The 24,197-nt window shown below is 36.2% G+C and carries 24 protein-coding genes; 1 reads left to right on the forward strand and 23 read right to left on the reverse strand.

The window, feature by feature from the left end; all coding sequences use genetic code 11:
• Nucleotides 1-7: 7 nt before the first annotated feature.
• Genes CRO16_RS00325 through CRO16_RS00335 form a run of 3 tightly spaced genes read right to left on the reverse strand, consistent with a single transcriptional unit; the run spans nucleotide 8 to nucleotide 2,560 of the window.
• A complete protein-coding gene (locus CRO16_RS00325; RefSeq protein ID WP_097054370.1) occupies nucleotides 8-1,075 on the reverse strand; it encodes a glycosyltransferase family 4 protein in 1,068 nt (355 codons plus the stop codon).
• Nucleotides 1,075-1,680, reverse strand: coding sequence for a sulfotransferase family protein (locus CRO16_RS00330; RefSeq protein ID WP_143544379.1), 606 nt, complete (start codon nucleotides 1,678-1,680; stop codon nucleotides 1,075-1,077). Before CRO16_RS00330 ends, CRO16_RS00325 begins: the two co-directional genes overlap by 1 nt.
• On the reverse strand, nucleotides 1,670-2,560 hold the full coding sequence (locus tag CRO16_RS00335; RefSeq protein ID WP_143544380.1) for a hypothetical protein: 891 nt from the start codon (nucleotides 2,558-2,560) through the stop codon (nucleotides 1,670-1,672). Before CRO16_RS00335 ends, CRO16_RS00330 begins: the two co-directional genes overlap by 11 nt.
• Nucleotides 2,561-2,695: 135 nt before the next feature.
• Between CRO16_RS00335 and CRO16_RS16060 the strand changes: the two genes are divergently transcribed.
• Nucleotides 2,696-2,863 (forward strand): hypothetical protein, encoded by a 168-nt coding sequence (locus CRO16_RS16060; protein ID WP_179670460.1) that lies wholly within the window; start codon nucleotides 2,696-2,698, stop codon nucleotides 2,861-2,863.
• A gap of 5 nt (nucleotides 2,864-2,868) precedes the next feature.
• On the opposite strand, the gene CRO16_RS00340 is transcribed toward CRO16_RS16060, so the two are convergent.
• The 20 genes from CRO16_RS00340 to CRO16_RS00435 form a co-directional block, all read right to left on the reverse strand.
• A complete protein-coding gene (locus CRO16_RS00340) occupies nucleotides 2,869-3,762 on the reverse strand; it encodes an FkbM family methyltransferase (RefSeq protein ID WP_097054373.1) in 894 nt (297 codons plus the stop codon).
• Entirely contained in the window at nucleotides 3,755-4,957 is a 1,203-nt protein-coding gene (locus CRO16_RS00345; protein WP_245858829.1) for a glycosyltransferase family 4 protein, read from the reverse strand. The genes CRO16_RS00340 and CRO16_RS00345 overlap by 8 nt, the downstream gene beginning before the upstream one ends.
• Nucleotides 4,929-5,786, reverse strand: coding sequence for a sulfotransferase family protein (locus CRO16_RS00350; RefSeq protein ID WP_097054374.1), 858 nt, complete (start codon nucleotides 5,784-5,786; stop codon nucleotides 4,929-4,931). The genes CRO16_RS00345 and CRO16_RS00350 overlap by 29 nt, the downstream gene beginning before the upstream one ends.
• Before the next feature lies 1 nt (nucleotide 5,787).
• Entirely contained in the window at nucleotides 5,788-6,882 is a 1,095-nt protein-coding gene (locus CRO16_RS00355; protein ID WP_097054375.1) for a glycosyltransferase family 4 protein, read from the reverse strand.
• Nucleotides 6,866-8,263, reverse strand: coding sequence for an asparagine synthase-related protein (locus CRO16_RS00360; RefSeq protein WP_097054376.1), 1,398 nt, complete (start codon nucleotides 8,261-8,263; stop codon nucleotides 6,866-6,868). Before CRO16_RS00360 ends, CRO16_RS00355 begins: the two co-directional genes overlap by 17 nt.
• Nucleotides 8,260-9,441: a glycosyltransferase family 4 protein gene (locus tag CRO16_RS00365; protein WP_097054377.1), complete on the reverse strand. Its 1,182-nt coding sequence runs from the start codon at nucleotides 9,439-9,441 to the stop codon at nucleotides 8,260-8,262. Before CRO16_RS00365 ends, CRO16_RS00360 begins: the two co-directional genes overlap by 4 nt.
• Nucleotides 9,441-10,439: a glycosyltransferase family 2 protein gene (locus CRO16_RS00370; protein ID WP_097054378.1), complete on the reverse strand. Its 999-nt coding sequence runs from the start codon at nucleotides 10,437-10,439 to the stop codon at nucleotides 9,441-9,443. Before CRO16_RS00370 ends, CRO16_RS00365 begins: the two co-directional genes overlap by 1 nt.
• On the reverse strand, nucleotides 10,439-11,323 hold the full coding sequence (locus tag CRO16_RS00375; RefSeq protein ID WP_097054379.1) for a glycosyltransferase family 2 protein: 885 nt from the start codon (nucleotides 11,321-11,323) through the stop codon (nucleotides 10,439-10,441). Before CRO16_RS00375 ends, CRO16_RS00370 begins: the two co-directional genes overlap by 1 nt.
• Nucleotides 11,324-11,353: 30 nt before the next feature.
• On the reverse strand, nucleotides 11,354-12,172 hold the full coding sequence (locus CRO16_RS00380; RefSeq protein ID WP_097054380.1) for a class I SAM-dependent methyltransferase: 819 nt from the start codon (nucleotides 12,170-12,172) through the stop codon (nucleotides 11,354-11,356).
• A gap of 2 nt (nucleotides 12,173-12,174) precedes the next feature.
• On the reverse strand, nucleotides 12,175-13,203 hold the full coding sequence (locus CRO16_RS00385; RefSeq protein WP_097054381.1) for a glycosyltransferase family 4 protein: 1,029 nt from the start codon (nucleotides 13,201-13,203) through the stop codon (nucleotides 12,175-12,177).
• Between the two features lie 48 nt (nucleotides 13,204-13,251).
• Complete coding sequence (locus tag CRO16_RS00390) at nucleotides 13,252-14,391, reverse strand: glycosyltransferase family 4 protein (protein ID WP_097054382.1); 1,140 nt, start codon at nucleotides 14,389-14,391, stop codon at nucleotides 13,252-13,254.
• Nucleotides 14,392-14,478: 87 nt separating this feature from the next.
• On the reverse strand, nucleotides 14,479-15,438 hold the full coding sequence (locus CRO16_RS00395; RefSeq protein WP_097054383.1) for a glycosyltransferase family 2 protein: 960 nt from the start codon (nucleotides 15,436-15,438) through the stop codon (nucleotides 14,479-14,481).
• Nucleotides 15,435-16,442: a glycosyltransferase family 2 protein gene (locus CRO16_RS00400; RefSeq protein WP_097054384.1), complete on the reverse strand. Its 1,008-nt coding sequence runs from the start codon at nucleotides 16,440-16,442 to the stop codon at nucleotides 15,435-15,437. The genes CRO16_RS00395 and CRO16_RS00400 overlap by 4 nt, the downstream gene beginning before the upstream one ends.
• Before the next feature lie 43 nt (nucleotides 16,443-16,485).
• Nucleotides 16,486-17,340 (reverse strand): glycosyltransferase family 2 protein, encoded by an 855-nt coding sequence (locus CRO16_RS00405; protein WP_179670461.1) that lies wholly within the window; start codon nucleotides 17,338-17,340, stop codon nucleotides 16,486-16,488.
• 11 nt (nucleotides 17,341-17,351) lie between these two features.
• Entirely contained in the window at nucleotides 17,352-18,194 is an 843-nt protein-coding gene (locus tag CRO16_RS00410) for a glycosyltransferase family 2 protein (protein ID WP_097054386.1), read from the reverse strand.
• 170 nt (nucleotides 18,195-18,364) lie between these two features.
• Nucleotides 18,365-19,651 (reverse strand): glycosyltransferase, encoded by a 1,287-nt coding sequence (locus tag CRO16_RS00415; RefSeq protein ID WP_143544381.1) that lies wholly within the window; start codon nucleotides 19,649-19,651, stop codon nucleotides 18,365-18,367.
• A gap of 2 nt (nucleotides 19,652-19,653) precedes the next feature.
• Nucleotides 19,654-21,351 carry an FkbM family methyltransferase gene (locus CRO16_RS00420; protein WP_097054388.1) on the reverse strand — a complete coding sequence of 566 codons (1,698 nt, stop codon included), beginning with the start codon at nucleotides 21,349-21,351 and terminating at the stop codon, nucleotides 19,654-19,656.
• Nucleotides 21,348-21,995, reverse strand: coding sequence for a class I SAM-dependent methyltransferase (locus CRO16_RS00425; protein ID WP_097054389.1), 648 nt, complete (start codon nucleotides 21,993-21,995; stop codon nucleotides 21,348-21,350). Before CRO16_RS00425 ends, CRO16_RS00420 begins: the two co-directional genes overlap by 4 nt.
• Before the next feature lie 10 nt (nucleotides 21,996-22,005).
• The gene (locus CRO16_RS00430) at nucleotides 22,006-23,292 is read right to left on the reverse strand and encodes an ABC transporter ATP-binding protein (RefSeq protein ID WP_097054390.1); all 1,287 of its coding nucleotides are present in this window, start codon (nucleotides 23,290-23,292) and stop codon (nucleotides 22,006-22,008) included.
• 31 nt (nucleotides 23,293-23,323) lie between these two features.
• The gene (locus tag CRO16_RS00435; RefSeq protein ID WP_097054391.1) at nucleotides 23,324-24,184 is read right to left on the reverse strand and encodes an ABC transporter permease; all 861 of its coding nucleotides are present in this window, start codon (nucleotides 24,182-24,184) and stop codon (nucleotides 23,324-23,326) included.
• Nucleotides 24,185-24,197: the final 13 nt, after the last annotated feature.

A 24,197-nucleotide genomic window follows, 5' to 3' on the forward strand; every position in this document is an offset into this window, starting at 1 on the left:
AAATTTCTTATTCTATTAGAACGTCGAGAACTTCCCGGTATATTTTCTCTTTTTTAAAATGTTCTGTATACAAGGTTTTATAAAAATCCCGGTCTATTCTTTTCTGACCTACAATATCAGAAATTTTATTAGCTAACGCTTCAGGATCTTCAGGATCGAAAAGAATCTCTTTGACATCCTTGTTTTCTTTATTCACAAAATCAAGGGCCCCAAATCTATCTGATACAAGAACAGGTATACCTAAAGAAAGTGCTTCAATAAAAACCAATCCAAAAGATTCAAAAAGACTAGGTAAAACGATCAGATCCATTTTTTTATAAAAATCCACCATCTGGCCTGCTGACAAAACACCTAAAAAGTTCACTTCCTCTCCAAGGTTGAGTTTGCTCACCTGCATTTCCAGGTTTTTGCGGTTAGGTCCATCTCCCGCCAAATAAAATTTCAGCTCTTTCGAAGCATTAGCTTTTGCCGAGGCAAGAGCCGTTATAATTACCTGCTGATTTTTAATTATTGTAAATCTTCCGGGGCAACCTATTAAAAATTGATCGCTTGTTTCTCCTATTGCGATCAGGTTTGGTTTAACCTCCTGAATATTTGACCAAAAAGGTATAGGGATAATTTTTGACCCTTTAACGTGAAAAACCTCCTTTAGCTCTTTCTCAAGAATACAGGAATTGACTATGATCTTGTCGGCAAGTTTATAGAACTGCCTCTTTATCATAATTACATAATGTCCCGGATCACCGTGTTTTTTTAAAGAGTGTACCCAGACAATATTTCTTTTTATTTTCAAAATTTTACCGGCTAACATGGAGGGATTAGCATAACTAAAATTGGAAATAATAACATCGGGAGAAATTTCATTTATGGATCTAAAAATTCTAAAATAGTCGCTTCCATAACCTCCTTTTTTTTCTACAATAATTTCTATACTTCCAACCTTATATCTTCCCGGGTGTTCTTTTAAAGAATATACCTTTACTTCATGACCATCTTCAATTAGCTGTTGACCTAAGTCCATGAAAAAATCAGAGAGTAATCCTTTGTTGTAGGTAAAAAGAAATAAAATCTTCATTACTTCCAGTTATTCTTTTTATTCCAGTAAAAGGATCTCAGATCCCGGTATAATTTAATTTTTGCCCGTAACCTGGTATTTTTTCTACTATGAGGAAATTCTTCAGGAGGGATCCCCAAACTTAGAAAATCACACAAGGTTTTATAATCGAAATTCTTTCCTTGTTCCATAACCAAAAAATTGGGTTTATTTTGAAAGAAATCTAAAACCTTCTTATTATGGCCGGTATAGATCCTTTTGTAGGTTTCCTCGAATCCTTCAGCACAGGGAACATTATAGATCTTTCTATGCAATGGCACCCTAATGCTTCCCCAGTGCCTTACAACACTATTTATCCAGCCTTCGGTTTCTCTTAGGGTCATAATGAATTTTGCATCGGGATAAAGATCGTGCAATTCTTTATAGAACAGAGGCCAGGGCATATCCTGCACTGCATCCCAATCTTGCAATGCTCTATGGATATATTCCTTCAGATCCTTACTATCATCAAACTTCAAAAGATTCTTATCGCCTCCATAGACCCGGTAACCCAAATTTTCCAGTGCTGTTTCAAGCGAGGTTGTGCCTGTTTTATGGAATCCTATGACAAACACTTTACTCTTCATTCCCATTCCACGAAATTTCTGTAGCTAATATAGTTTTAAAATATGTCCCAAGAGTTAAGCGTTCCTCCCATAGTTTCCTGTTATTGATCAACAGTTTCTGAAACGCCCCCGAATCCATTTTTTTATGAAAATGATTGATCTTTTCTCCTATATAATTTATTTCGCTCTTTTCTACCCACACCACATGATCCTTCCATTCAATCTGGTTATCCAGTGGCAAACCTCCGTTGGTATTTACATAAACAGGAATTCTTCCCATAGCCAGGGTTTCATAAAACCGCACAGAAAAATTCCCTGATCCCCTCGCGCAAAAAACGTAGTCTGAGTCTTTAATATTATTAAAAAATTCTATTACGGTGTTATGGGAAATATCGTGCATTATACCTGCTCTATAATTCTTTCTAACTATAAAATTTGTTTTAATCCCGGGAGATTTTTTAAGAATACCCAGAACTCTACCTCTAAAGTAAGAACTCGAGAGGAATTGTTGTGGCTCTTCAATTCTCAGATCCAGGAGAGACAATATATTTTGAAGTTCAATTTTCATCAGTTCAATTGCTGCATCTACTCTTGATGTTTTAGCAAAACCACAAAACCCTACTTTGGGTTGATCAGCATAGGTTCTCATAAATATCTTGCGGGAACTGTAAAAAGTTTTTAGAGGATCCTGTATAAACGGTGGAATAACTATCTCATTGTCCTTCCTGGGGCTTTTATTAACTGCCAGTCTGAATATTAGGACATTTGGAAAAAACGGGATTTTAAGACCTATATCCCCGGCATTATAAATAAAAATTTTTTTGCCCAATTGGCTAAAGTGATCAATAAATTTTAATGCAGACTCCCTGTTCCCGGTAAGTACATAGTAATTCCAGGACATGGGAAGTATTAAAATATCCGCTAGTATGGGATCCTCAACAAAAGAAATATCACTTGAAGATATTCCATATAAACTTATTCGTTCCGAATCGGAATATCCTATATTTTTCAAAAAAGGCTTAAGAAGAGGAAACATATGGCCACGATAACCGGGATCATAAAGCTCCTTGGGGTAAAATATTTTCGCGATCTTCATTTCCATAGTCAATTCCATAATATTTTTAATATGGTAACTGTTGATCTTTTTGTAATGATGGTAAATATGTTCAACTTTTTTAACAGGTATTCTATAGATATTATATAAAAAAATTAAAATTCGTGTTTTTTAATTTTAATCGCTTTACTTCTCAAAACCCTGTTTTGAACCGCTTCTTCATCCCTGATGAAAATTGTATTGAATTTTTCTTTGTTGTAGGAATTAAGGACTATTAAGCTTCTGGTAATATAATTATAAGCATAAGGAGTAAAACCCATTTCGACAATTTCCTTAAAAATATCCTTATCATCAAAACCATACCTTTTCCCAGATCCGTTAAGTTCCATTATCAGCACATTAAGTTTTTCAGATCTCAATATTTTATTTGCTCCTTTTAGAGCAAAATATTCATATCCCTCAACATCCAGTTTAATGGCATCCGGGATTTCATTTTTTAATAATTGATCTATAGTGGTAACCTTGACCTGGACAGAGTTAGCGTAAGAATCAGAAACAATTCTGTCCATAGTATTTCGGTCAGTTGAAAAAAATAAATTATCCTCCGAATTTGAAATACCAAGGTTTAAGGGTTGTATTAAGTGTTCCAGACGGTTTAATTTAATATTACGACACAGTTGTCTGAAAGTTTGAGGAACCGGCTCTACAGCAATTGACCTGCATTTGGTAAGACCGGAAAGGAGCATAGAATAATGCCCTAAATTTGCTCCTATATCCAAAAAGAGATCATCTTTCTTCATGAAATGCCTCAAAAAGATTGATTCCTCGAATTCATACAGTCCGTAATAAATATTAGCAACTAAGCCTGCATCACCCTTTCTGGCATAAAATTTTAGTCCCTCGATCCAGGATATCGTTTGTTCCTGCTTAAACCTGTTCCTTATATGGAATAACAAGTAGCGCCCTAAGGCTGCCACTGCATTTTTGCGGGTAAGGGGATGGCTCCTGAACTCTTTATACCTCTGACTAATTCTCTTTAGATTATTCATAAAATCTCTGGAATAAGGTATTTTGCATATCAGTGGAAAAATTATTTTTCACCCTCCGAACTGCATATTCTGAATAATCCAATAGTATGGATTCAGGGAATGCCAGCACCTCTGTTATTTTGACCGCCAGTTCCTCTGCTGAAAGAGTATCTACCAAAAATCCGGATTTTTCATTCACAATATTTTCAGGAAGGCCTCCTACAGAAAAGGCAATACATATCTTTCCCAGGGCCTGAGCTTCTAAAACTGCGTTACAGAATCCTTCGCTTAAACTTGTTTGCACATAAATATCTGCATCATTAATATTTTGAATCGTCTGTGCATGGGGAAGAGCTCCTAAAAAAATAACATGTTTCTCCAGCTTTTTTTCATATACATGAAATCGGTAACGCTCCTCTTCCTTTTTATCCCCGGCTCCAGCAATTAACCATTCAAATTCAATATTTTTTTCTCTCAAAATTTCTGCTGCAGCTATTAGTAGATCTATGCCTTTGATCCAATGTAATCTTGCAACGGTTATGAGTTTTAATTTTTCATTTTTACTCCTAAACCTGGGAGAATTTTGAAGCATCACCGGGTTCACGGCCGGATGTATAATCTCAGCCGGTTTTTCTTTAGGTAAGCCCAGATGGATCGCTTGATTGAGAAGGTATTCAGAAATAGCATGTACCTTATCGACCTTTTTCCAAAGTAATTGATAACACCCGGAATTTTTTAATGGGTATACGTCAATATCAAAGCCCCGGAAACTTACTGCCATTTTAGCTCCAATAGCTTCTGCCACCAACTCCCGCTCCAACGCCATGGTGGCAAAACCAAAATGCAGCCAGTCCACCTCTGCCTTCAGCATGTGGGAATTCAAATATATTTTTTTCAGGATTTTAGATAAAGTCGTGCCTTCCTTCTTTTCTAAACCTATAAATCTCCGGACATTATTAAGAGAACCTACCAGTCCGATGTAAGTGAAAAGCGTATGAAAAATCTGAAATGCAGGGCTTTTGGATAGAGGTGGCCTGGAATATACCGGGCATAGATCAAAACCAATTTTATTCTCCTGACAGTATATATTTACTTTTAATCCTTTTTCCTGCAGCCCCTTGATCTTTGACCTGAAAAATGTTTCGGTATATCCCGGTGGTTTTGCAAGTACGATCCCTATGGTCATATTAAGAGGTTTGTCTTTGATAAAGCTCACATTTAAATTTATCAAGGATACCATTAATTTCCCTGTATTGCTGTGGTGAAAATTTTGCCTGATTTATAACCGAACCTCTTATCTCACTACCGGGGTGGGTTTTGCTTGAGGGTAAGCTATATTTTTTGGAAAGATCATTAATTGGCTGCAGCCCAAAATACTCACACAGTTCAAGAAAATTATCCATGTCGCTTCTCAAATGTTCATGGTAAACAATTTTGGATTTATAAGAATAAGGTTCTCTTACCTGAATCGGAATTACATTTTCCAGGCACCATCGTATGGCAAGAACTTCAATCTCAGAATATTTATCAACTTCATTTAAATTGACCTTAAATTTTGAGTATACCAGTTCCACCAATTCTTCCTGCTTCAGAAAATGGCTGAGATCATAAAGCCAGGAAAATCTCACCCTTTGCTGGGAATGAATAACGTCATAAGGATTCCGGAGTATGTGAATCAGGGGAATTTGAAAATGCTCATTCATGAAATGTGCAGCCAGGTTTGCACGAACAAATTTGACGATGATCTTTTTTGGGATCAAAGGCCAGAGATGTCTTTTAAATTTCCTGTTACTGCATTGGGCTATCCAGTCATTATCCACCTGATTTAAAAAAATCTTTTTGAAATAATTTTCAGTAAGAGGAGAAATATTACGGGAATTAAGGTCCTTATCACAGATCAGCTTTCCGAGTTCCGTATTAAATTCATGTTCCGGTTCAAATAACAGACGATACCGATGCTGCGCTGCAATGGTTTCAGCCAGCCAACTCGTACCGCTTCTGGCAGAACCCACTATTATTATATGTTTATTGTACCTGTTTTTCAAATTAAGAGCAAAGCTTTACATATAGTTTTTCATGATCCTGAATAAACTGATCCATAGAAAAATGTTCCACCGTATAATTTCTTAATGTGTGACCTAATTCCTTTCTGTAAATTTCCCCACTACCTTTTAATTCCCTTAATTTTTTGGCAAGTTCTTTCTCATTAGAGGCTTCGAACATAAGCTCGGGGAAATCTTTCAGGACAAAATTAATTCCTGAAATAGCAGATCCCAGCACAGGGATACCCATACTCATCGCTTCCACCAAAGCCATTGGCATTCCTTCTTTCCTTCCCTCATCCAGGGTTGGAATAACATATACGTCAGCTTCGGTAATAAAAGGCCTCACGTCTTTCTGTTTCCCTTTGAATTCCACTTGCTGCTCAAGATCTAACTGACCTGTAAGTTGTCGTAATTTTTCTGAATAAGGATCCCTGTCGTTTCCCACTATCGTTAACCTTACCATCTTATCATCAAGTAGATGTACTGCCTTAATCAAAATTTCAATTCCCTTGACAGGAACAAGATTGGCCACTGTGACAATTTTAAAAGTTTGATTTTCTTCTTTTTTTGTTGATCTGAAGATGCCCGGATTGTAATAACCGGTGTCAATACCAATTGGGATAAGCTGTTGGGATTTTTTGTAAGCAAAATAATCCCGCATTTCATGATTTATGGTGATTATGTAATTAGCCATAAAACTTCGTATTTTCCAGTGTCTGTTACCCCAACTCATCGCTTTCTTGGTATAGATCCATTTCACACCGGCCAATTTTGCTGCCAGGGCTTCGGTCCAGTCACTACTCCAGTGCCAGGAGTGGATAAGGTCAAAATGATTTTCTTTAAAAAAAGCGATTACAGGCTGCAGTCTTTTAATTAATGTAATATATGGCCGGTAATCGACATTCGTATTCATAATAATATTAGGAACGTTCAGCTTCTCTACTTCCTTAAAAAAATCACCTCCGTTATGTTCACAGGCTATGCAAATTTCAAACCTGTTCTTATCCAGGCCTTTGACCAGATCATACACCACCTTGCCGCTACCGGCAGTATCAAAATTAGGAATGGTAAATAAGATCTTAATTCGCCGTTCCATGATTGAATTTTTTATTCCAAACTGATAAAGTCAGCAAGGTACTTACTGAATGGGAGAATTGCACCCCATCCTCCTCTTTGAATTTCTTATAAAATTCTTTGACTATTGTTGGAGGGATAAATTCCTTAAATGAATCTTCATAAAGATAGTTAAGCAAATTCTGCTCATTTTTACTTCCCAGGAATTGCAGTTCCCAATTACGCTGTATATATTTTTTTCCAACCAGGGCAGCAGATTCCCTTTGAACTTTACTTATGACTCTATAGGGCAAATTATAAGGTACTTTATTAAAGGGGTAATTATTTAAATTAAAAGGTTTATGAGCTTCCCATGTAATTTTTCCCAGGTCCTTATGCTGTTTTATATAAGCAAGCTGTAAACGCCGGTTTGCGAGATAAGCTTCAGGTATTTCACAGATGAATTCACACATTCTGTCATCATAATAAGGCAGACTTACAGGATTCGCACTGGCAAAAATTGCAAGATTGGTTGAGGTCCACCGGGGGGCCCAGTACATAGATTTAAAAGCTCTTATCCTCGCACTGGAGTTTTCTATTTTGATAGCTGAAAGTAAATCTGATATTCTTTCTTTAATATATACCTCAAAGCGGCCTTCAAGACCCCAGGCTTCCCAAAGAGAAACCGCCAGTTCCATTCCGCTTTTCTTTACCACGCCTTTTAACAGGTGAGATACCTCATCTTTTTCTGTTAAATCTTCCGGAGCCCCTTTGTCGAATAATACATCTCCCCAGTGCCCAAGGGAAAATATTCCATGCATATTCTTTAATTCCGGCAGCACCGCCATTTGCCGTGGATGTGTGAATTCAGAAAAGCATTTATTGATCTGTGCAAGCTCATCGAGCTCCTGCCACAGATAACCTGCAGGAATTTGAAATTCCTTAAATGGGAATTTGCAAACTTCTGCAACTTTCCTCGCTATTTTACTTTCGGGGTACCCACCGGAAAAAGAATAACTATAGCTCGAAACTTCATTTCTTAACCTCAGTAAGGCCAATGCCTGACTCCTGCTATCCAGTCCTCCTGACAAGGGAAGGATCACGGGGGAATCCTGCACCTGATCTTTTACAATGTGTTCAAATAAGCTTGTAAATTCAGCTAAAGCCTGCTCAAAGCTAATTTGCCGGGGCTGGTAATACCATTCGAAACGGGAAGCGCTATTTATTAAGCAACCATGATCATCCAGTGAAGTAATGGTGCCGGGCCTCATTACTTTTTCATCTTTCCAATAGGTATCCTGATCCAGAAAAAAGCCGATAGCTGCAAATATACAAATGGCTTTAAGATCCGGCTCAGAGGGGGCATCCTTCACCTTATAAAAGGAAGGAAAAACAGGAATAATGCCGGTGCTAATCTCCTTCATATTTTACTCCTTTGTAAAACTTTTTTATATAAGCTTTCCATACCCCGGATCATCTGATTACTGGAATGCTGGTTCTCCACTTTTTCCCTTGCAGCTTTTCGAACAATTTCAATTGATTCTTCAGGCAAGGTGGTAAATAATTCGATTTGTCCTGCTAAAGCCGCCGGATCCCGTGTAGGCACGACCCATCCCTCCCTGTCATGAGCTATAAGTTCCTCAACACCCCCACAGGAAGTGCTAATTACCGGAATTCCAAGGACCATCGCTTCCACCAATACATTAGGTATCCCTTCTTCCAAACTTGAAACGATGAGTAGATCAGCTTCTGTCATAAGCTCGTAAACCTTCTTCTGAGGTAGTTTTCCTAAAATATTCACCCTCTCCTCCAGTTTGTACATATTTGTCAAAAATAGGATTTCCTCATTACCCTTACCTCCTATAATAGTTATTTCAAATTCAACATCTTTTTTAAACAGGATTGCGCAGGCATGGATTGCATCGTGTAAACCTTTTTTCCAGTGTGGCCTGCCTACTGTAATAAGTTTCAGCTTCTCATTTCTGGAATAATTTTCCTGAAATTGAAAACCTTGAAGGTCCAGTCCTGTGTAAACAACTTCATCTAACTTTGCAGGTGAATTCCATATCTTATCTCCCTCCTGAGATATGGCCTTAGAGACGGAATGAAAGCCTGATAATTTAGGGAAGATAGAGCTCAGTTTTTGAAAATAGCTATTATTAACAAATGGCTTTACGTTTATCTGATATCCCCGCTGACTAAGAACAACGGGATATTTTCCCTCATTTATCACCTCTTCCAACACCTCCAGAAGAGCCGGCCATTGAACATGAATAATGTCCGGTTCTAATTCATTGAGCAGAACCTTTAAATTCCTCTTTTGCAGGTTTTTTCTATTGCCGAGAACAATTTTTTTAAAAGTGAAAAAAGTTGCAAAAATGTTATAATCAAAAGCAATTTTAAGGCTTTGAAAAATTAACTGAATGTTATTTTGACTACTTCCAAGAGAAAGATATTTTAAATTTTCTTTGGATGGACTTATGTTTCCTCCAAAGTGCAGGAGGTAAATACTATGTCCCTCTTCAGCTAAACCTTCCATTAATCTTCTTATAAAGACCGGGGGCTGCAAACTACCTTCAAATACTACAATTTTTAAAGGCATTACTTTATCAAATTTTGAAAGACATTCTGAACAGAAGTGATTTCGGTTAAAACAGGTACTTCCCTTCTAAAGATCAGATAAACCCTATTCCTCTGCATTTTTCGGATTTCCTTTTCCTGAAACATAAGATTTTTTTCGAAGTAATCCTCAAGCTCCTTATTATCCTTCCCACAATGATTTACTACCGAAATCAAAAACATTTTCAACTTCTCTACCTTTCTCCCGGAGAGATAAGTTTTGGGGTGGGAATCAAAATTCTCGTACTTTTTTATAAAATCTTTGGCATCATAGGAGTGATAATGCAATAACATTCCCTTGACTAACGTGTTAGGCTTTTCACCTTCGTGATCGATAAAGCGATGAACATTAAATGGAGTTAAGCCTTTATTCAGGCGAATTGCCATTTTACCCATTTGATGACCATACCAATAAATATACTTCTCATGCCTGCTGGTAAATGGATTATAGAATTTTTTAAAAATATTTTGGAAATATCTTTTAAATCTGGGTTGAGATTTAAAACGAGTCTCTTCTGCGAAAACGTTGTGATAATTCTTCTTTGCCTGCAAAACTTCCTTCACCGGGAATTTTACCGCATTAAAGTCGACACTGATTTGGGAGAAAAAATCTTTAAGATTAGAAATTTTCTCTGTTCCGGTTGCTATTAATTCATCAGCATCGAGGGATATTAGCCATTCAAAACCATCTTTTTCTGCTTTAATTGATGCATCAAAAGCATTAAGGCATTGCCGGGCAGTATGATGTTCATCTGCCTGTCTCGTAAACTTTTCCAGATAAGAATATTGAAGCAAATTATCGGCAGAAACAGAATCGCTCATTTCTACAAAGTGCAAATCCTGAATATTGTCTCTCCCATTGTCTGTAGTGTTATCAAAATAAACATACACCTTCTCTACTCCTATGGCGTGGTGATACAAAAGATTACTCCTTAAGAGACGCTCTTCGTTTCTTACAGTGAGAATTAATGCAATCTTCATCAGGAAAGAATTTTTGTTTTAATTAATTCACTTTGATAACAGCAATAGAGTCTAAAATAATCAAGGGATAATTTCCTTTTTCTTGAAACGCGGTTTCTTACCCTTTTGAAAAACCGATGAATATAAGGATTAACCTTTTGATCCAGGGCTCCTTTTTCCTTTTTTGCAGCCAAACGAATAAATCTTACGTGTTCCTCGAAATACCTGGTCAAATAATCCAGATCCTTTTCTTTAAGATTAGAAAGCCCTGAAGTTTCCTTTCTAAAATATGCTGTTGTTTCCTTATTATCAATAACTGATTCATGCTGGAAAAACTCAAAATAAAAAACACGATCTCCAATGAGCTGAAATGTGGAAAATTGTGACCTTGCTATTTCTTCTAATGCAGGAGCTCTAAAAACAATTGCACTTACATTTAGAACCGGACAAAATAAGATCTGTTCATTTCCCATTATCGATGCATTTTCTTTAAATACAGGATGCTGGATTCCCCCCTGAATTCCTTCCTGATTAAATTTAAGGGTCTTTGCAACACTTATACCGGCACCTTCTAGCTGCTGAACCTGGGTTTCAAGAAAATTACTTTCACACCTATCATCACTTTCAGCGATCCAGATGATTTCCCCCCGGGCGAGTTCCAGGCCTTTTTTCCACTGCACAAAAGGACTTCCCGTATTTATTTCATTAACCAGAAATTGCGTTACCTTTTCGTGATCCCGGTATTTTTCAAATATTTCAAGACTTTGATCAGTGGAAGCATCATCGAGAATGATCAGTTCAAAGTTTCTATAAGTTTGATTTAGAATACTATCCAACCGCTCCTGCAGATATGCAGCGTGATTATAGTTTGGAAGTATTACAGATACCAGAGGCCTCTCAAACATTTGCTTGTTACTGTTTAGAAGAATATTCAATTAGGTATTTCGAAACAACATTGTCACCTGCATACAATGGTAAACCTGCTCGGGATCCTGTGCATTCCAGTCATTTTCAATGAGTTTTTTAATTGTTTTCTCTTTATACGCAGCTTTTAAAGGCAGCAGGTTAATTAAAAGACCATATTTACTTTTACCCAGGATTCCCCTCACTTCCTCAATTTTAAAGTGCCGCTCGAATTCTTTCATTGTCTTTTTAGTGAAAGGCCATTCCCAGTCTTTATCACTTTGAAAAGGCCTGTATAATTTTCTCAGTACTTTCACAGGTGCACTTGTATCTAAGGGATCATAGGATATCACTGTACCACCAATTTTCAATTTCTGCTTGATTCTTTCCATTAAGATCTCAAGATTCTCAAAATGATGCAAAACTCCATAGGCATATATAATATCAAAGTCTTTCTCTTTAAAATCTGAGGACAGGAAATCAACTGCAATTGCTTTTGCTCTTGGGCAATCTGCTTTTCTTAATTTTTTATTTAGGTCCTCAATAGCTCTGTCGCTAAGATCAATGCCAATGTATTCTTTGGCATTTTTTGCCATGTAAAGGGAAAGCGCGTTTCCCCTAAGACATCCCAGGTCCAGGATCTTTTTATCACTAAGATCGCCAAGCCATACCTTGTGTTGCTCATATACCCGGGATTTAATATTAAAAGTCCTTCTGAAAGGATCCAGAAACTTGTTTCGCAAACTGAACCACAGCCTGGTGGGCAGACTCTTTTTGGCCTCCCGTGTAGAATTATAAAATTCCTTTTGCCTGTCATTGGCTTTAAGAACCTCATCTATGTTTTGCTTCATTTCTATCCCTTTGATAAATCTTCATAAAAAGCTGTCACCTTCTGAGCAATTTTCTCCCAGCTTAGTCTGAGTGCTTTTTCGCGGGAAGAAATGGCCATTTCCAGTAAAGTTTCAGGTGTACTTAACAGGTGGACTATGGCATCAATATAAGCAATATTCTCCCCTTTTGGTAGCAATACATTTTTTGTTCCCTCCATGTATGATCTATTTCCGCCTACATCTGTGCTCACTATTGGGAGGCCACAGGCCAACCCTTCCAGTAAGGAATTACAGGCAGTAACATTTTTGAGGGGTAAAAAGAGTAAGGAAGAAAGATTATACAATTGTTTTAATTCCTGATCCCCCACATTTGAGTGAATTGAAATGCTTTTATGAGGTGTAATCCTGTTTTGGTGATCTTTAGGAAGCACTACATGCACCTTTAAACCCTTTACTTTTTCTGCAATCCTGGGAATACAAAAATTAAAAGCATCAAAATCTCTGAGATGGTTACCTACAAAGATAATGGTGTTTGATTCTTTCTTTACTGGATCTGGTGTAAAAAATCCAGTATCCACTCCATGTGGAATAAAAGCAATGTTCTGCAGTCGTAACTTTTCTTTCAGAAATTCAACCTGGTTCTCTCCAACTGCAATAGCCCCATGAAGGTTCTGCAATATTTTAAAGTCTGTTATAGTTTGATATAATACCTCCGGCGGCTTGTGAAATGTGCCGTAAAACTTTGTAACCGGGAAGAACTTCCTGAATTTGACGAAATAACGTACATCCCTTTCTGCATTAAGGTAATGAACTACAGAGCTTTCCTTCCTGCTCCTTCGCAAATGATCCAATAATTCTGCTTCCTTCCAGACGCTCCCGGCATTGTACAAACCTCTTTTGTTGGAATGAGGCTTACTCACTAGTTTAGCCACATAATAAGGTAATCGGGTATTTCCATAAATGGAGGTTACAGGCATATAATCAGTCAACCTGCTATAACCAGATTTACCTGCATGGTTTTGGGAACGATGGTGAATATGGATCAGGTTCAAGAGAGTTTATTTTGTTTCTATTATGTCGAGGGTATAAAAGATATGAGTTCAGGCTTTAGTATGGTAAACTGAATCTACAGAATTTTCTAAAGCTTTGTATGTTGCCTGAATACTGAAAGACCGCTCCACCTTTTCCCTTGCTCTTTTAGACAAATAAATTTGTTTCTCCTTCTTCTTAAAATATTGAAGTATCTCTTCCCCATAATTTTCAGGAGAAGCTATAATTCCATCTTGTCCGTGCTCAATGATTTCTCCTGGACCACCCGAAGAACTCATTGCAGCCACAGGAGTTCCGCAGGCCATAGCCTCAACCATAACCATTCCAAAGGATTCGCTCTTGCTGGGAAGCATCAACAAATCGGCTCCTTGATAATGACTTACCAATTCCAAATGTTCCATTTCCCCTAAGAAATGTACATTCTTTTCCAGCTGAAGCTTTAATACCAACTCCTTTAATTGAACAAAATAAACCTTAGAACTAACGGGGCCAATAATATCTAATTGAGCATTTAAAAAGCCATTCTCAACCAATTTTTTTAAAGCTTCCAACGCGAAATGTGTTCTTTTTAACTCCAAAATTCTTCCGACATATAATAAGTAAGGAGATTTATTACATTTTTCCACGGGAGTAAATACAGAACTATCCACACCCAATGGAAAAATATGAATATCTACATCTTTAAACAGATCAAGTTTCAGCATCTCCCTTTTCTGTAAAAGCGTATGAACCAGAATATGATGTGCATTTTTATAATAGTCCCTGTTTCTTTCATTATCACTGTAATGCTGTCCTCCCAACATGGCGATATACACTTTATCCCTGCTTTTAATTATCTTGGATAACTCATAAGAAAAAGGACTTGAATGGCCCGACATATTGATAATGGTGACATCAGGTGTGTTTTTATTATAATACCTTAAACAGGAGGTAGAGCTTTGTTTCTTCCATTTTTTATGATCCCCACTCCACTTATAAGTTACCGGGTAAAACCTATAGATGACATCTTCTATTTTTAAAGAGTATGCACGTGATCTTGAGGTGAAATATTCCATCGAACATTCAAAATTTCTCTCTTTTGAAAGAATTTGTAAAGCCTTCAAATGGGGCTGACTATGAATAGTTGGCAGATTCTTTTCATTTAATCCTACTACCTCAGGAGTAAAGGGGTGAAGAATTGATATTCTCATAAAACAAATATACTGATAACGGCAAAGGAGGAAGCCGGAGTTTAAGTTAAATAGAGGAATAGACAATTAATCTGATGTCCAATGAAGTTAATCAAAAAAATGTTTTAATCTTTTTTCAATTTTATAAGAGCCCTTCCCAATAAAGATAAAGATCCTACCCCAAAACAGTAGCTCTAAACTTAGTGCAAAATTAATCCTTCGAACTAACGGTACTAATTCACCTAATACATGTACTGAGTTTGACATTTGTCTCGTATCCAGCGATCTAAAAAACATCGACACAAGTTTTTTATAATAAAAATTTATAAGCTCAGTATCTTTCCTTTCAATGCCACGAGAAAGATTTTGAAGAGCGACATACATAACAGAGAACCTAAAAGCAGGATCAGGCTTTTCATTCTGCTTTGTTTTACTTGCATCGTGTTGGCGGTAAAGAAATAAAGGCTTATTGATAATAATATGAGAAGGTTCAGGTTCCCTATAAAAGATCCTAAGAAACAGTTCAGTTTCATCTCCATATTTCAGACCAGGTACAAACAAAATTTTGTCTTTAAAAATTTTCCTGTTAAACAGAACGGAGTTAGTTACCAACTTGAGTTCATATAGTGCATAACTCCTAAACAAACTAAAAGATTTTTTTAAGGACACTGCCGCTTTCCTGCTCAGCAATGGATCAACAGGAAAAAAGGAACAGATCAATACCTCCACTCCTTGGTTCATGTAGGGAGTGCGTTCAGAAAGAAAATCTGGCAACATCACATCGTCATCATCAAACCAGTTAATATAGTCACCTATACTCATTGCAAACCCATAATTCCTACAATTGTTAGCTCCATTTGTTAATGAATCAGGTCTTTTAAAATACTTTATGCGTTCATCCTTACTACAATAAAAATCAACTAGTTCTTTGGTATAATCCGTGGAGCCATCATCTACAATTATACACTCCCAGTTCGAATATTGCTGAACCAAAATAGAATCCATTGTCTCCCCCAGAAAAGCGCATCTGTTGTAGGTAGGTACAATAATGGATACTAAGGGATTCATTTGTTTCTCAGGACCTTTTTAATTTTATAACGAAATTTATAGGGATGCTGTTTAGGAGCAATTCTGGTAATTAAGGTATACAATTTCAACAGAAGATATTTTTGAAAAGATAAATATCCGGCCTTATAAAATCTGTTCAAAAGCTTTTCAATTTCCTGAAACAAGCCAAAATCAGTAACCTTCAGGAAATTTTGCCTTAGATAATTATTAAAAGCTTGCTTGGATGCGGGAAACTTCATTAGTGCTGAAAAAAAATAATTTATAATATCTATTCTTTCCTTATATATAATTCCGTTTTCAAAATTTAGTGCTGTTGTATTTCTTCCATGGATTCGTCTGTAATTTAAAGGCCTGTTAAGATAGATCATTTTGTGTTTGAGGTATAGCGCAATATAGGCAAACTGGTCACCAGTGTTTTTATATTGCTCTAATTGTTCAAGATCAACCCTCTCTCTAAGCTTCTTTAGATCAAAAAGAACAGAACTCGCATTTAAGATCAACATATTATCTATAAAATAGTCTGGGACCTTAGTATGATCGTCAAACCAGTAGAATTCCTGTTCTATTGAGGAAATGAGGGTGTGGCGTTCGGACACTTTTCCTTTCACATTTCCATGCTCATCTATATTAAATGAATCAGTAAAAACTAATCCGGCATTATCATGTTCTTCTGCCAGTTTTACAGTTTCTTCCAGAAAAGTTTCGTGAGCGAAGTCATCACTTTCTGCAATCCATAGATATTTTCCTGTAGCAAGATTAATCCCTTTAACCCATTGTCTAAAGACCGATCCTGTATTCTTCCCGTTCGAAATTACCGCCTTCACCCTCGGATACTCTTCGTACTGATTTAGAATCTCCAGACTTCCATCCGTAGAACCATCGTCAAGTAAAAAAACCTCGAAATTAGAATAAGTCTGTTTTAAAACACTCTCAATTCTTTGCCTTAAAAAATCAGCATGATTGTAATTGGGGATAATCACTGAAACCAAAGGAAAGCTGCACATACCGTTGTTTGATTTGGATCCCCAATTTAGGGAACCTCTATACTTACCGACGAAGATAATGATATAATTTGCCTATGGGATGGAATCGCTTTATAAGCTTCTTTTGGGTTTTATAATCCAGGTACCAGAAAAAATTCCTGTACAAGAGCCGGTAATACTTTTCGTAATCTTTCGAGATCTTGTTTTTATTGACATTCGTAGCCTGAGCAGGATGAATCCTGAAGGCAACTAATTCCTTGTCTACAATAAGGATCTTTCGGTGTTTTAATATGCGGTAGTAAAATTCAATATCTAAAACCTGTATCAGGTCTTCTCTAAAAAGACCTACTTTCTTTACCAGAGCACGTGAAAACAATACTGTGGAAGGTTCTCCCACCTTGTTATTTTTTATGAATTTTTCATCCTTTAAAAACGCAAAATCCAAAGTATAAGATTCTTTGGTATTCAGCTCAATTCCCTCCTGAAGATTTCCAAAATTACTTTTCCATCTCTCTGTCTCTGCAGAAGCTTCTCCTTCTACCAGGATGGATCGTTTACAGGCAACCAGTCCTACTTTTTCGTCACTGGTCAAGACATTAACCAGTTCTTCCACGCAGGTTGGATAAAGAATGTCGTCCTGAAATAGAAACTTAATATATTCCCCACTGGCATTTTTTATGCAATTATTCCAGTTAGCCCCTATTCCCGAAGGTCGATGATGATATATATGGATAGGGATATCCGTTTTTTGCTTAATTTTTTTTATGCACTTAAGCGTATTATCTGTTGAAGCATCATCTGAAATGATAATTTCCAGATTCGTATACGTCTGGGCGATTGCTGATTCCAGCGCTTCTAAAATATATTTTTCCCCATTAAAGGTGGGAATACAAATGGATACCAAGGGAAGGTTTTTCACTGAAGGAATATTTACTTTTTGAATTTATGGGAAATGAATTTATGGGAAATGAACTTATGGATCCTAAGAATAAACCTTACCACTTTTAAAAATCCAGGCAAAACAACCGATTTTTTCTTTTGGGATTCTTCTATGGCGAGATTACAAATATCCCTCCTGGCTGCAGGAGGTAATTTTGTAAAACCATGAATAAGCAATTTTAAATTTTTCCGCTTAATAAAAAGTACATCTTCATTAAGTGAGCTTAAACCTCCATCAGCATAATACGCAATAGTTGCATCAGTATAGTACTTCTTAATACGTGAAGAATAGAACCACCGGATATTATGATCCCAATCTGCCCAAATTTTATATTTGAGATTAAACTTACCTATTTTTTGAAAAACACTTCTTCTAAAAAAGATGGATTGGTGACAAATGTTCTTAGTGGCCAGTTTGTAATATGAAAATTCTCCATCATATGGATGAGCAAACCTTGTGGATTGGACATTTCCATAAATCACATCATGTGTTTGAGCTGCTCGAAGAGAAAAAATCTTTTCTAGAACATGTGCACTAAAGAGTGAGTCATCACTTCCCATAAAAAAAAGCCATTCCCCTTTAGCTAAACTGATTCCTTTGTTCATGGCATCATATATTCCTTTATCAGGTTCGGAAACCACAGTGAGAACTTGAAAATGCGATTTATATTTTTGTGCAATTTCTAGAGTGTTATCTGTAGACACTCCATCTATTATCAGAACCTCTAAATCCTTAAACACCTGTCTTTTAATACTGGCCAGGGCTATGGACAGAGTTGCACCCGAGTTGTAGGTGGGAATGATAACGCTTATAGTTGGTTTGGGTTGGATCAAGGTTTATTTAATTAACAAATGCTGGATTATAGACTTTAAAAATAGTTTCAAACAAAGCAATTTTACTGTACTATAAGAAGATTTTCGGCATTTAATCCTATGTACATTATCATCTTTGAAAAGAATTATCTATAACCCGCCCCACCTTATCGGTTCTTATTTTTCAACTTTTATTTTAATTTCTCGTCTTTTAAAATTTCCTGAAAAAGCCGGATATAATTATTAGCTTGGACCTGAAGCCCATACTTTTCAACTGCATCTTTTCTTATCTGTTTTCTATCAAAGCTCTCTATTGAATCCAAAAATAAATTAATAGTTTTAGACAAAGAGGAGACGCTAATTTCTTTGGTTAGCATTCCATTGATTCCTTCCTGTATCATTTCCGGTATTCCTCCAACAGGAAAACCAAGGACAGGAGTGCCACACATAAGAGATTCCAAAACTGTATTTGGCAGATTATCCATTAAAGAGGGAATAACAAAAACATCGGCTGCCGAATATGCAGAGCTCATTTCTTTTTCATCTTTTATTTCTCCTAAATCTACCATATGTTTATTAACCGACCTATCGGCATTGCTTCCCACAGCACAAAGAACTAAATCAGTCCTATTTAATTGTTCTATTGCTTTTTTAAGAAAAATAAAACCCTTTCTGTTATTTTGTATGGAGTCTGAAACAAATAAAATCACTTTCTTTTCTCCAGGTATATTAAATTTTTTTCTGGATGAAAATTTATCTTTTGGATAAAAAAGATCCTGATCCAGTCCATATGGTAAATGATAAACTGGCCTCCCCTTAAAGATTTCACTTTTTCTTGCCTTTTCGGCCAGCCATTTTGATGGAGCGACCAAAGTTAAATTCTCTACCAGAGATACTGCCTTTTTTTTGTATTCAACATTTTTATTTATAACAGACAGTTCTTCTTCTGAATATTTTCTTTTTAAAGGAAGTCCGGAATCACTAATGCCATAAAATTCTTCTTCATAATGTTCACCTCCCGTAAAAGGACTCATATCATGTAAAGTCCATACTACTGGTTTTGAATTCTTTTTAAAGAAAGATTCATAATCCATGAAATTCGCTACCCAATGCAAATTAATTATATCTCCCTCATTGTATAAGGGAGAATTAGTTATATCATATGGGGTTTCAGGAAAACTAAACATTTCCAGTCCTTTGGGTCTGCTTTGTAAAAGTTCGGCGTTATGATCTATAACTTTACCAGGCTTAAATTTCTTTAATTCCTGCGCCAGGCTTCTTATTTTTCTTTTAATCTTATGCTTTAAGGAGAATTTTGGCTCAATTTGGTCAAACTCGTAGCTTTCCGGCCAGTTGTTCTGCTTATGTTTTAATAGAACTTTAGAATGCACACCCCCATTCAGTAGAGCAAGATGTAACCTTTTACATGAATTGGCTGCTCCACCCCTGTCGAATGTATTTACAAGTAAGATCTTCAAATTCAATATATTTTGAAAGCATAAATATTTAATTGCATATCCATATTATTATAGGTGTTCAATTTCACAAAAGGAGATTTGCTCGAAATACCCGGGGAGTTAATATGAAATCTGAATCCTGCAGAGATCAAAATATTTAAAACTTCATCTAAATTCTGGGGTTTATCCTTAAAGGAATGGTACTCAATGAAAATACGCTTCACTTTATCCAGATTATGTTGTATATCCTTTAGCACTACTGTTTCTGCCCCCTCTATATCTAATTTCAACAAATCTACTTCCTGGTTTAAAAATCTCTTTAAAGAAACTGTTTCTATTTTGACAGAAGCCTTATTTGAACTATCGACTTTTGTAAATAGCCCACCATCTGCTCCTTCAGACCAGAAATCCAATTCTCCTTCCTTATCCCATAAACCTTTGTTGACCAGGTTTACTTCTTTATAATTGAATTTGTCAATATTTACCCTAAGAAATTCAAAAATTTCAGGATCAGGTTCAAAGGCAATTATTTTTGAATGAGGATATAGTTTTTTGAAATAAGTGGTAGAAAGACCTATGTTGGCTCCCCCGTCAATTATATATGGGGCTTTCTTTCCTGTATAAAACTTATAGATTTCATGTACGAAAATCTCCCTGTACATAAAATTGAATGAAGCCAGATCGGGTATATCAAACTCCTTCCCTAAAACCTGCTTCTTAGTCCTTGTATAGCGGGGAAATTGGTATTCATTCTTTGGATGCTTAATTTCACGATTTAATTTCCGGCGGGCGAACTGAATAAATTCCGGCGGCATTCTTCGTTTCAAAAATCCCATGATCCCCCCATCCCTTTTTACTTCAGAATGATAAGTACCTTTCTTAATATTTTCTACTATATCCCCCTCCAGTATAACTGCTTTTCTTTTAACCTCTATTTTTTCATCAGGTTTCTCAGAGCTATTATAATGGGAAGGTATTGAAGAGCCGGAATGGATCCCGGTACCATCGAAGCCAATATTTCTGAGCAAAGAGGTATTGGGGAAAAGAAAAACTCCTTTTTTTAAAAACATGGAAGCATAAAAGCAAATTGCCCAGGAATCAATCTTGCCTTTTACTTGATCCTGCAACATGTTATAAAAGGGAATATTTCCAAAGTCCAGCTCTTTGCCAATATGTCTTGAATTAATCTCTGCCTGTAATGCTCTAGCACTAAAGTTGATACTATTCCATCTGTCTGCCCAGGTTCCATACCCCCAGGAACTCATTAATGGCAAAAAAAATGTGGATTCCTGGATTTTTTTTATAGATTGAAATTTATAACCTGAAATTCCATAAATTTCTTTCTGGGTATCATATTCATTTAAACCGTCGTTTAGAAACTCCAGAAAGTACTTACCTAGTATCAAGTCATCTTCCAGGACAATTACTTTACCATGGTCAGAGATAATTTCAGAAACCCCACTTATGACAGACTGGGCCAATCCTAAGTTCTGCTCTCTTTCAATAATTTCTACTTCTCCACACCAATTGTCTTCACGTATTAGCTCCCTTACTTCCTGAATCCAGGAAATTTCATTATGACCAGCATTCTTTTTCGCTCCGTCACTAAAAATATATAGCTTACTATTACCGGCAAGAGTATTGGCTTTTAAAGATTCGAGCACCTGCCGGGTATGCCAGGGACGATTATAGACAAATATTATTACAGGTGCTAAATTCATGTTTTTACAGCATCCACAATTAAAGAAGTGTAATTTAGCTTGCCATCTATATTTCTTTTATCAAATTCTTTTGAACGATTTACTTTACCATCTTCGATATTCCATTTATTGGAATGAAAATTTCCATTCTCGTCCCAATATTCTATCAAGTTTACCTTAAATCCTACTTTCCGGAGCCTGGAAGAAAGGGTTATATAATCATATAAAACTTTATGGTCTTCAGAGCCAATACCCGTACCGTTAGGTTTAACATGGTTTAAGTAATCTTTTGAAGGATGAAATCCATCAGGAACTGCGAGCCTGAGTTTACCCTTTCCTCTTAAGAATATATAACAATTATAGTTTGCAGCACGGGCTTCTTCTTCCGTCAGGTGCTCCCATACATGTTCCGCAAAAATATTCTTTAGACGAGTTTTGCCTAATAGTCTTTTCCAGCTTTGCTCCATGGTAATATCCAAAATATCCTTATCACAATAAAACCATCCTCCATTAGACTCTGTTTTACCAGAACCAACGTTCAGCTTTTGATTATGGTTAAGATAATTTTTATATCTAAGTAACCTATAATTCTGTTTGTACTTATTATAAAATTTTTGAATTTGACTTCTTACTTTTTTAAGCAACCCTTTAATCCTCCTCTTCATCGAAAATCTATTAGAAATTGGATGGCAAATACCAGTGATGATTTACTAAAACACTAACATGACTTTTCGGAACAATTTTACCCTTACCAAAAAAATCTCCATCAATTACTTCAATTTCGAAAGCATTTTGCAAGTAATCAGCTATATTTTCATTTTCCCACACTATAATGCTGCAGTTGTACTTCCCTCCCATAAAAGGTAGTTTCTCTATTATACATCCAAAGATAATTTCATTTGAGTTTTTTAAACTGAAAGATTCATTGGTAAGCTGAGACATAAACGTGGCCAACAATTCACCATTTTTTTTATAAACGGTAAATGACACTTTTAAATTTTGAAGATTTTGGCTTCTTGATCTACATTTTAATTTAAAAATGACTTTCTGACCACTATATAATGAAGTAAGCCTTTTATTCTTTTCATCAGTTAATGAATAATCAATAAATTCCAATTTCCCATTTCCTTCGCGATCTATTCTATCCTGAAAATTTTCAGTTATTACAGAATTTTTACTATTTAAATAGAAGTTAATTGCATCATTAGTATTTCCCCCAAAACTCATCCCTCCATTCTCTAAAACAATTGTTCTTGTGCATAAGCTTTGAATGCTAGCCATATTATGGCTTACAAAAAGTACAGTTCTCCCCTGTCCTCTGGAAAGATCCTGCATTTTTCCGATAGCTTTTTTCTGAAATTCTGCATCTCCCACCGCAAGTACTTCATCAACCACAAGGATCTCCGGCTCAAGATGGGCTGCAACGGCAAAACCTAGTCGAACAGTCATTCCACTACTGTATCTTTTAATAGGAGTGTCGATGTACATTTCACAACCAGAAAAATCAATAATCTCATCAATTTTCCTGTTTATCTCCTGTTTGGTCATTCCCAAAACCGCGCCGTTCATGTATATATTCTCTCTTCCGGTAAGTTCACCGTGAAAACCTGTACCTACTTCCAGGAGAGATGCAATGCGACCCTTTGTTTTTATGGTACCGGTAGTTGGGGAAGTAACCCTGGATAAAATCTTTAACAATGTAGACTTACCCGCTCCGTTCTGCCCAATAAGGCCTAAAACTTCTCCCGTTTTCACTTCATAATTAATATCTCTTAGCGCCCAAATATATTCTTCAGTAGCTTTCTTGTCGCGATAATTTACGGCTCCCATTTTCAGATAAGGGTCCTCTTTACCATTAATTTTATGCCACCACCTATTGAGATCGTGCTTTAGACTTCCGGTTCCCACGAGTCCCAGTCTATATTGTTTGGATATATTTTGAGCTTTTAAAATGGTGGACATCCTCTGAAATTAGAATATTAAATCAATAAGTTTAAACAGTATCTATAAAATTCTTTTCAGTCCTGTTAAAAAATACAAGGCCTATGAAAAACAGACCAAAAGATATGGCCAATGTATAAAAAAAAGAATTCCAGCTAAAGATACCTGTATCCAGCAGCATATACCGGAAACCTTCAATAATATGAGTTAAAGGATTGTACTGTACAATCCAGGCATATTCCGGCATTTCCTTTTGTACTTCAGCGAGAGGATAAGGCACCGCAGATATGTATAATAAAAGGGATGTGGCGAAACCTACTAAAACAGACAAATCTCTATATTTAGTGGTGAAAGCAGAAATGATCATTCCTAATCCCAATCCCATTGTGGCCATCATTAATATATATATGGGAAACAGTAATAAGTTAGTATTAGGTGTAACCTTAATTCCTGTATAAAGCACATACAGATAAGCGATAAGTAAAACCCCTAACTGTATCCCAAACTTAAAGAGATTAGTAATTACATTGGAAAGAGGCATTATAACCCTTGGGAAATATACCTTGCCAAATATAGCTGCGTTAGATTTAAAGGTATTGGAAGTACCGGTTAAACATTGGGAAAAATAGTTCCATGCGGTAATCCCGGTTAGATTAAACAAAAATGGTGGTATTTCGCCAGTAGGAACTTTGGCTATATTGTTAAAAACTAAAGTAAAAGTTATAGCTGTAAATAATGGCTGGATAAAATACCACAGAGGCCCCAGGATGGTCTGCTTATAGACGGTTACAATATTTCTTTTTACAAAAAGTATAAGTAAATCGCGATAACGCCATATTTCTTTAAAATTCAGATCTATGATCTTACGCTTTGGAGAAATCTCATAAAGCCATCCCTCTTCATTTTCTGTCATTTAAAAAATATTA

The organism is Salinimicrobium sediminis (assembly GCF_900215295.1).
In the GTDB taxonomy this organism is placed as follows: Bacteria; Bacteroidota; Bacteroidia; order Flavobacteriales; family Flavobacteriaceae; genus Salinimicrobium; species Salinimicrobium sediminis.

Coding starts and splice junctions, on each gene's coding strand:
- CRO16_RS00325 (WP_097054370.1), bottom strand. CDS start 1,075: ATGAAGATTTTATTTCTTTTTACCTACAACAAAGGATTACTCTCTGAT.
- CRO16_RS00330 (WP_143544379.1), bottom strand. CDS start 1,680: ATGAAGAGTAAAGTGTTTGTCATAGGATTCCATAAAACAGGCACAACC.
- CRO16_RS00335 (WP_143544380.1), bottom strand. CDS start 2,560: ATGTCCTGGAATTACTATGTACTTACCGGGAACAGGGAGTCTGCATTA.
- CRO16_RS16060 (WP_179670460.1), top strand. CDS start 2,696: ATGGCCACGATAACCGGGATCATAAAGCTCCTTGGGGTAAAATATTTT.
- CRO16_RS00340 (WP_097054373.1), bottom strand. CDS start 3,762: ATGAATAATCTAAAGAGAATTAGTCAGAGGTATAAAGAGTTCAGGAGC.
- CRO16_RS00355 (WP_097054375.1), bottom strand. CDS start 6,882: ATGGAACGGCGAATTAAGATCTTATTTACCATTCCTAATTTTGATACT.
- CRO16_RS00360 (WP_097054376.1), bottom strand. CDS start 8,263: ATGAAGGAGATTAGCACCGGCATTATTCCTGTTTTTCCTTCCTTTTAT.
- CRO16_RS00365 (WP_097054377.1), bottom strand. CDS start 9,441: ATGCCTTTAAAAATTGTAGTATTTGAAGGTAGTTTGCAGCCCCCGGTC.
- CRO16_RS00370 (WP_097054378.1), bottom strand. CDS start 10,439: ATGAAGATTGCATTAATTCTCACTGTAAGAAACGAAGAGCGTCTCTTA.
- CRO16_RS00375 (WP_097054379.1), bottom strand. CDS start 11,323: ATGTTTGAGAGGCCTCTGGTATCTGTAATACTTCCAAACTATAATCAC.
- CRO16_RS00380 (WP_097054380.1), bottom strand. CDS start 12,172: ATGAAGCAAAACATAGATGAGGTTCTTAAAGCCAATGACAGGCAAAAG.
- CRO16_RS00390 (WP_097054382.1), bottom strand. CDS start 14,391: ATGAGAATATCAATTCTTCACCCCTTTACTCCTGAGGTAGTAGGATTA.
- CRO16_RS00395 (WP_097054383.1), bottom strand. CDS start 15,438: ATGAATCCCTTAGTATCCATTATTGTACCTACCTACAACAGATGCGCT.
- CRO16_RS00400 (WP_097054384.1), bottom strand. CDS start 16,442: ATGTGCAGCTTTCCTTTGGTTTCAGTGATTATCCCCAATTACAATCAT.
- CRO16_RS00420 (WP_097054388.1), bottom strand. CDS start 21,351: ATGAATTTAGCACCTGTAATAATATTTGTCTATAATCGTCCCTGGCAT.
- CRO16_RS00425 (WP_097054389.1), bottom strand. CDS start 21,995: ATGAAGAGGAGGATTAAAGGGTTGCTTAAAAAAGTAAGAAGTCAAATT.
- CRO16_RS00430 (WP_097054390.1), bottom strand. CDS start 23,292: ATGTCCACCATTTTAAAAGCTCAAAATATATCCAAACAATATAGACTG.
- CRO16_RS00435 (WP_097054391.1), bottom strand. CDS start 24,184: ATGACAGAAAATGAAGAGGGATGGCTTTATGAGATTTCTCCAAAGCGT.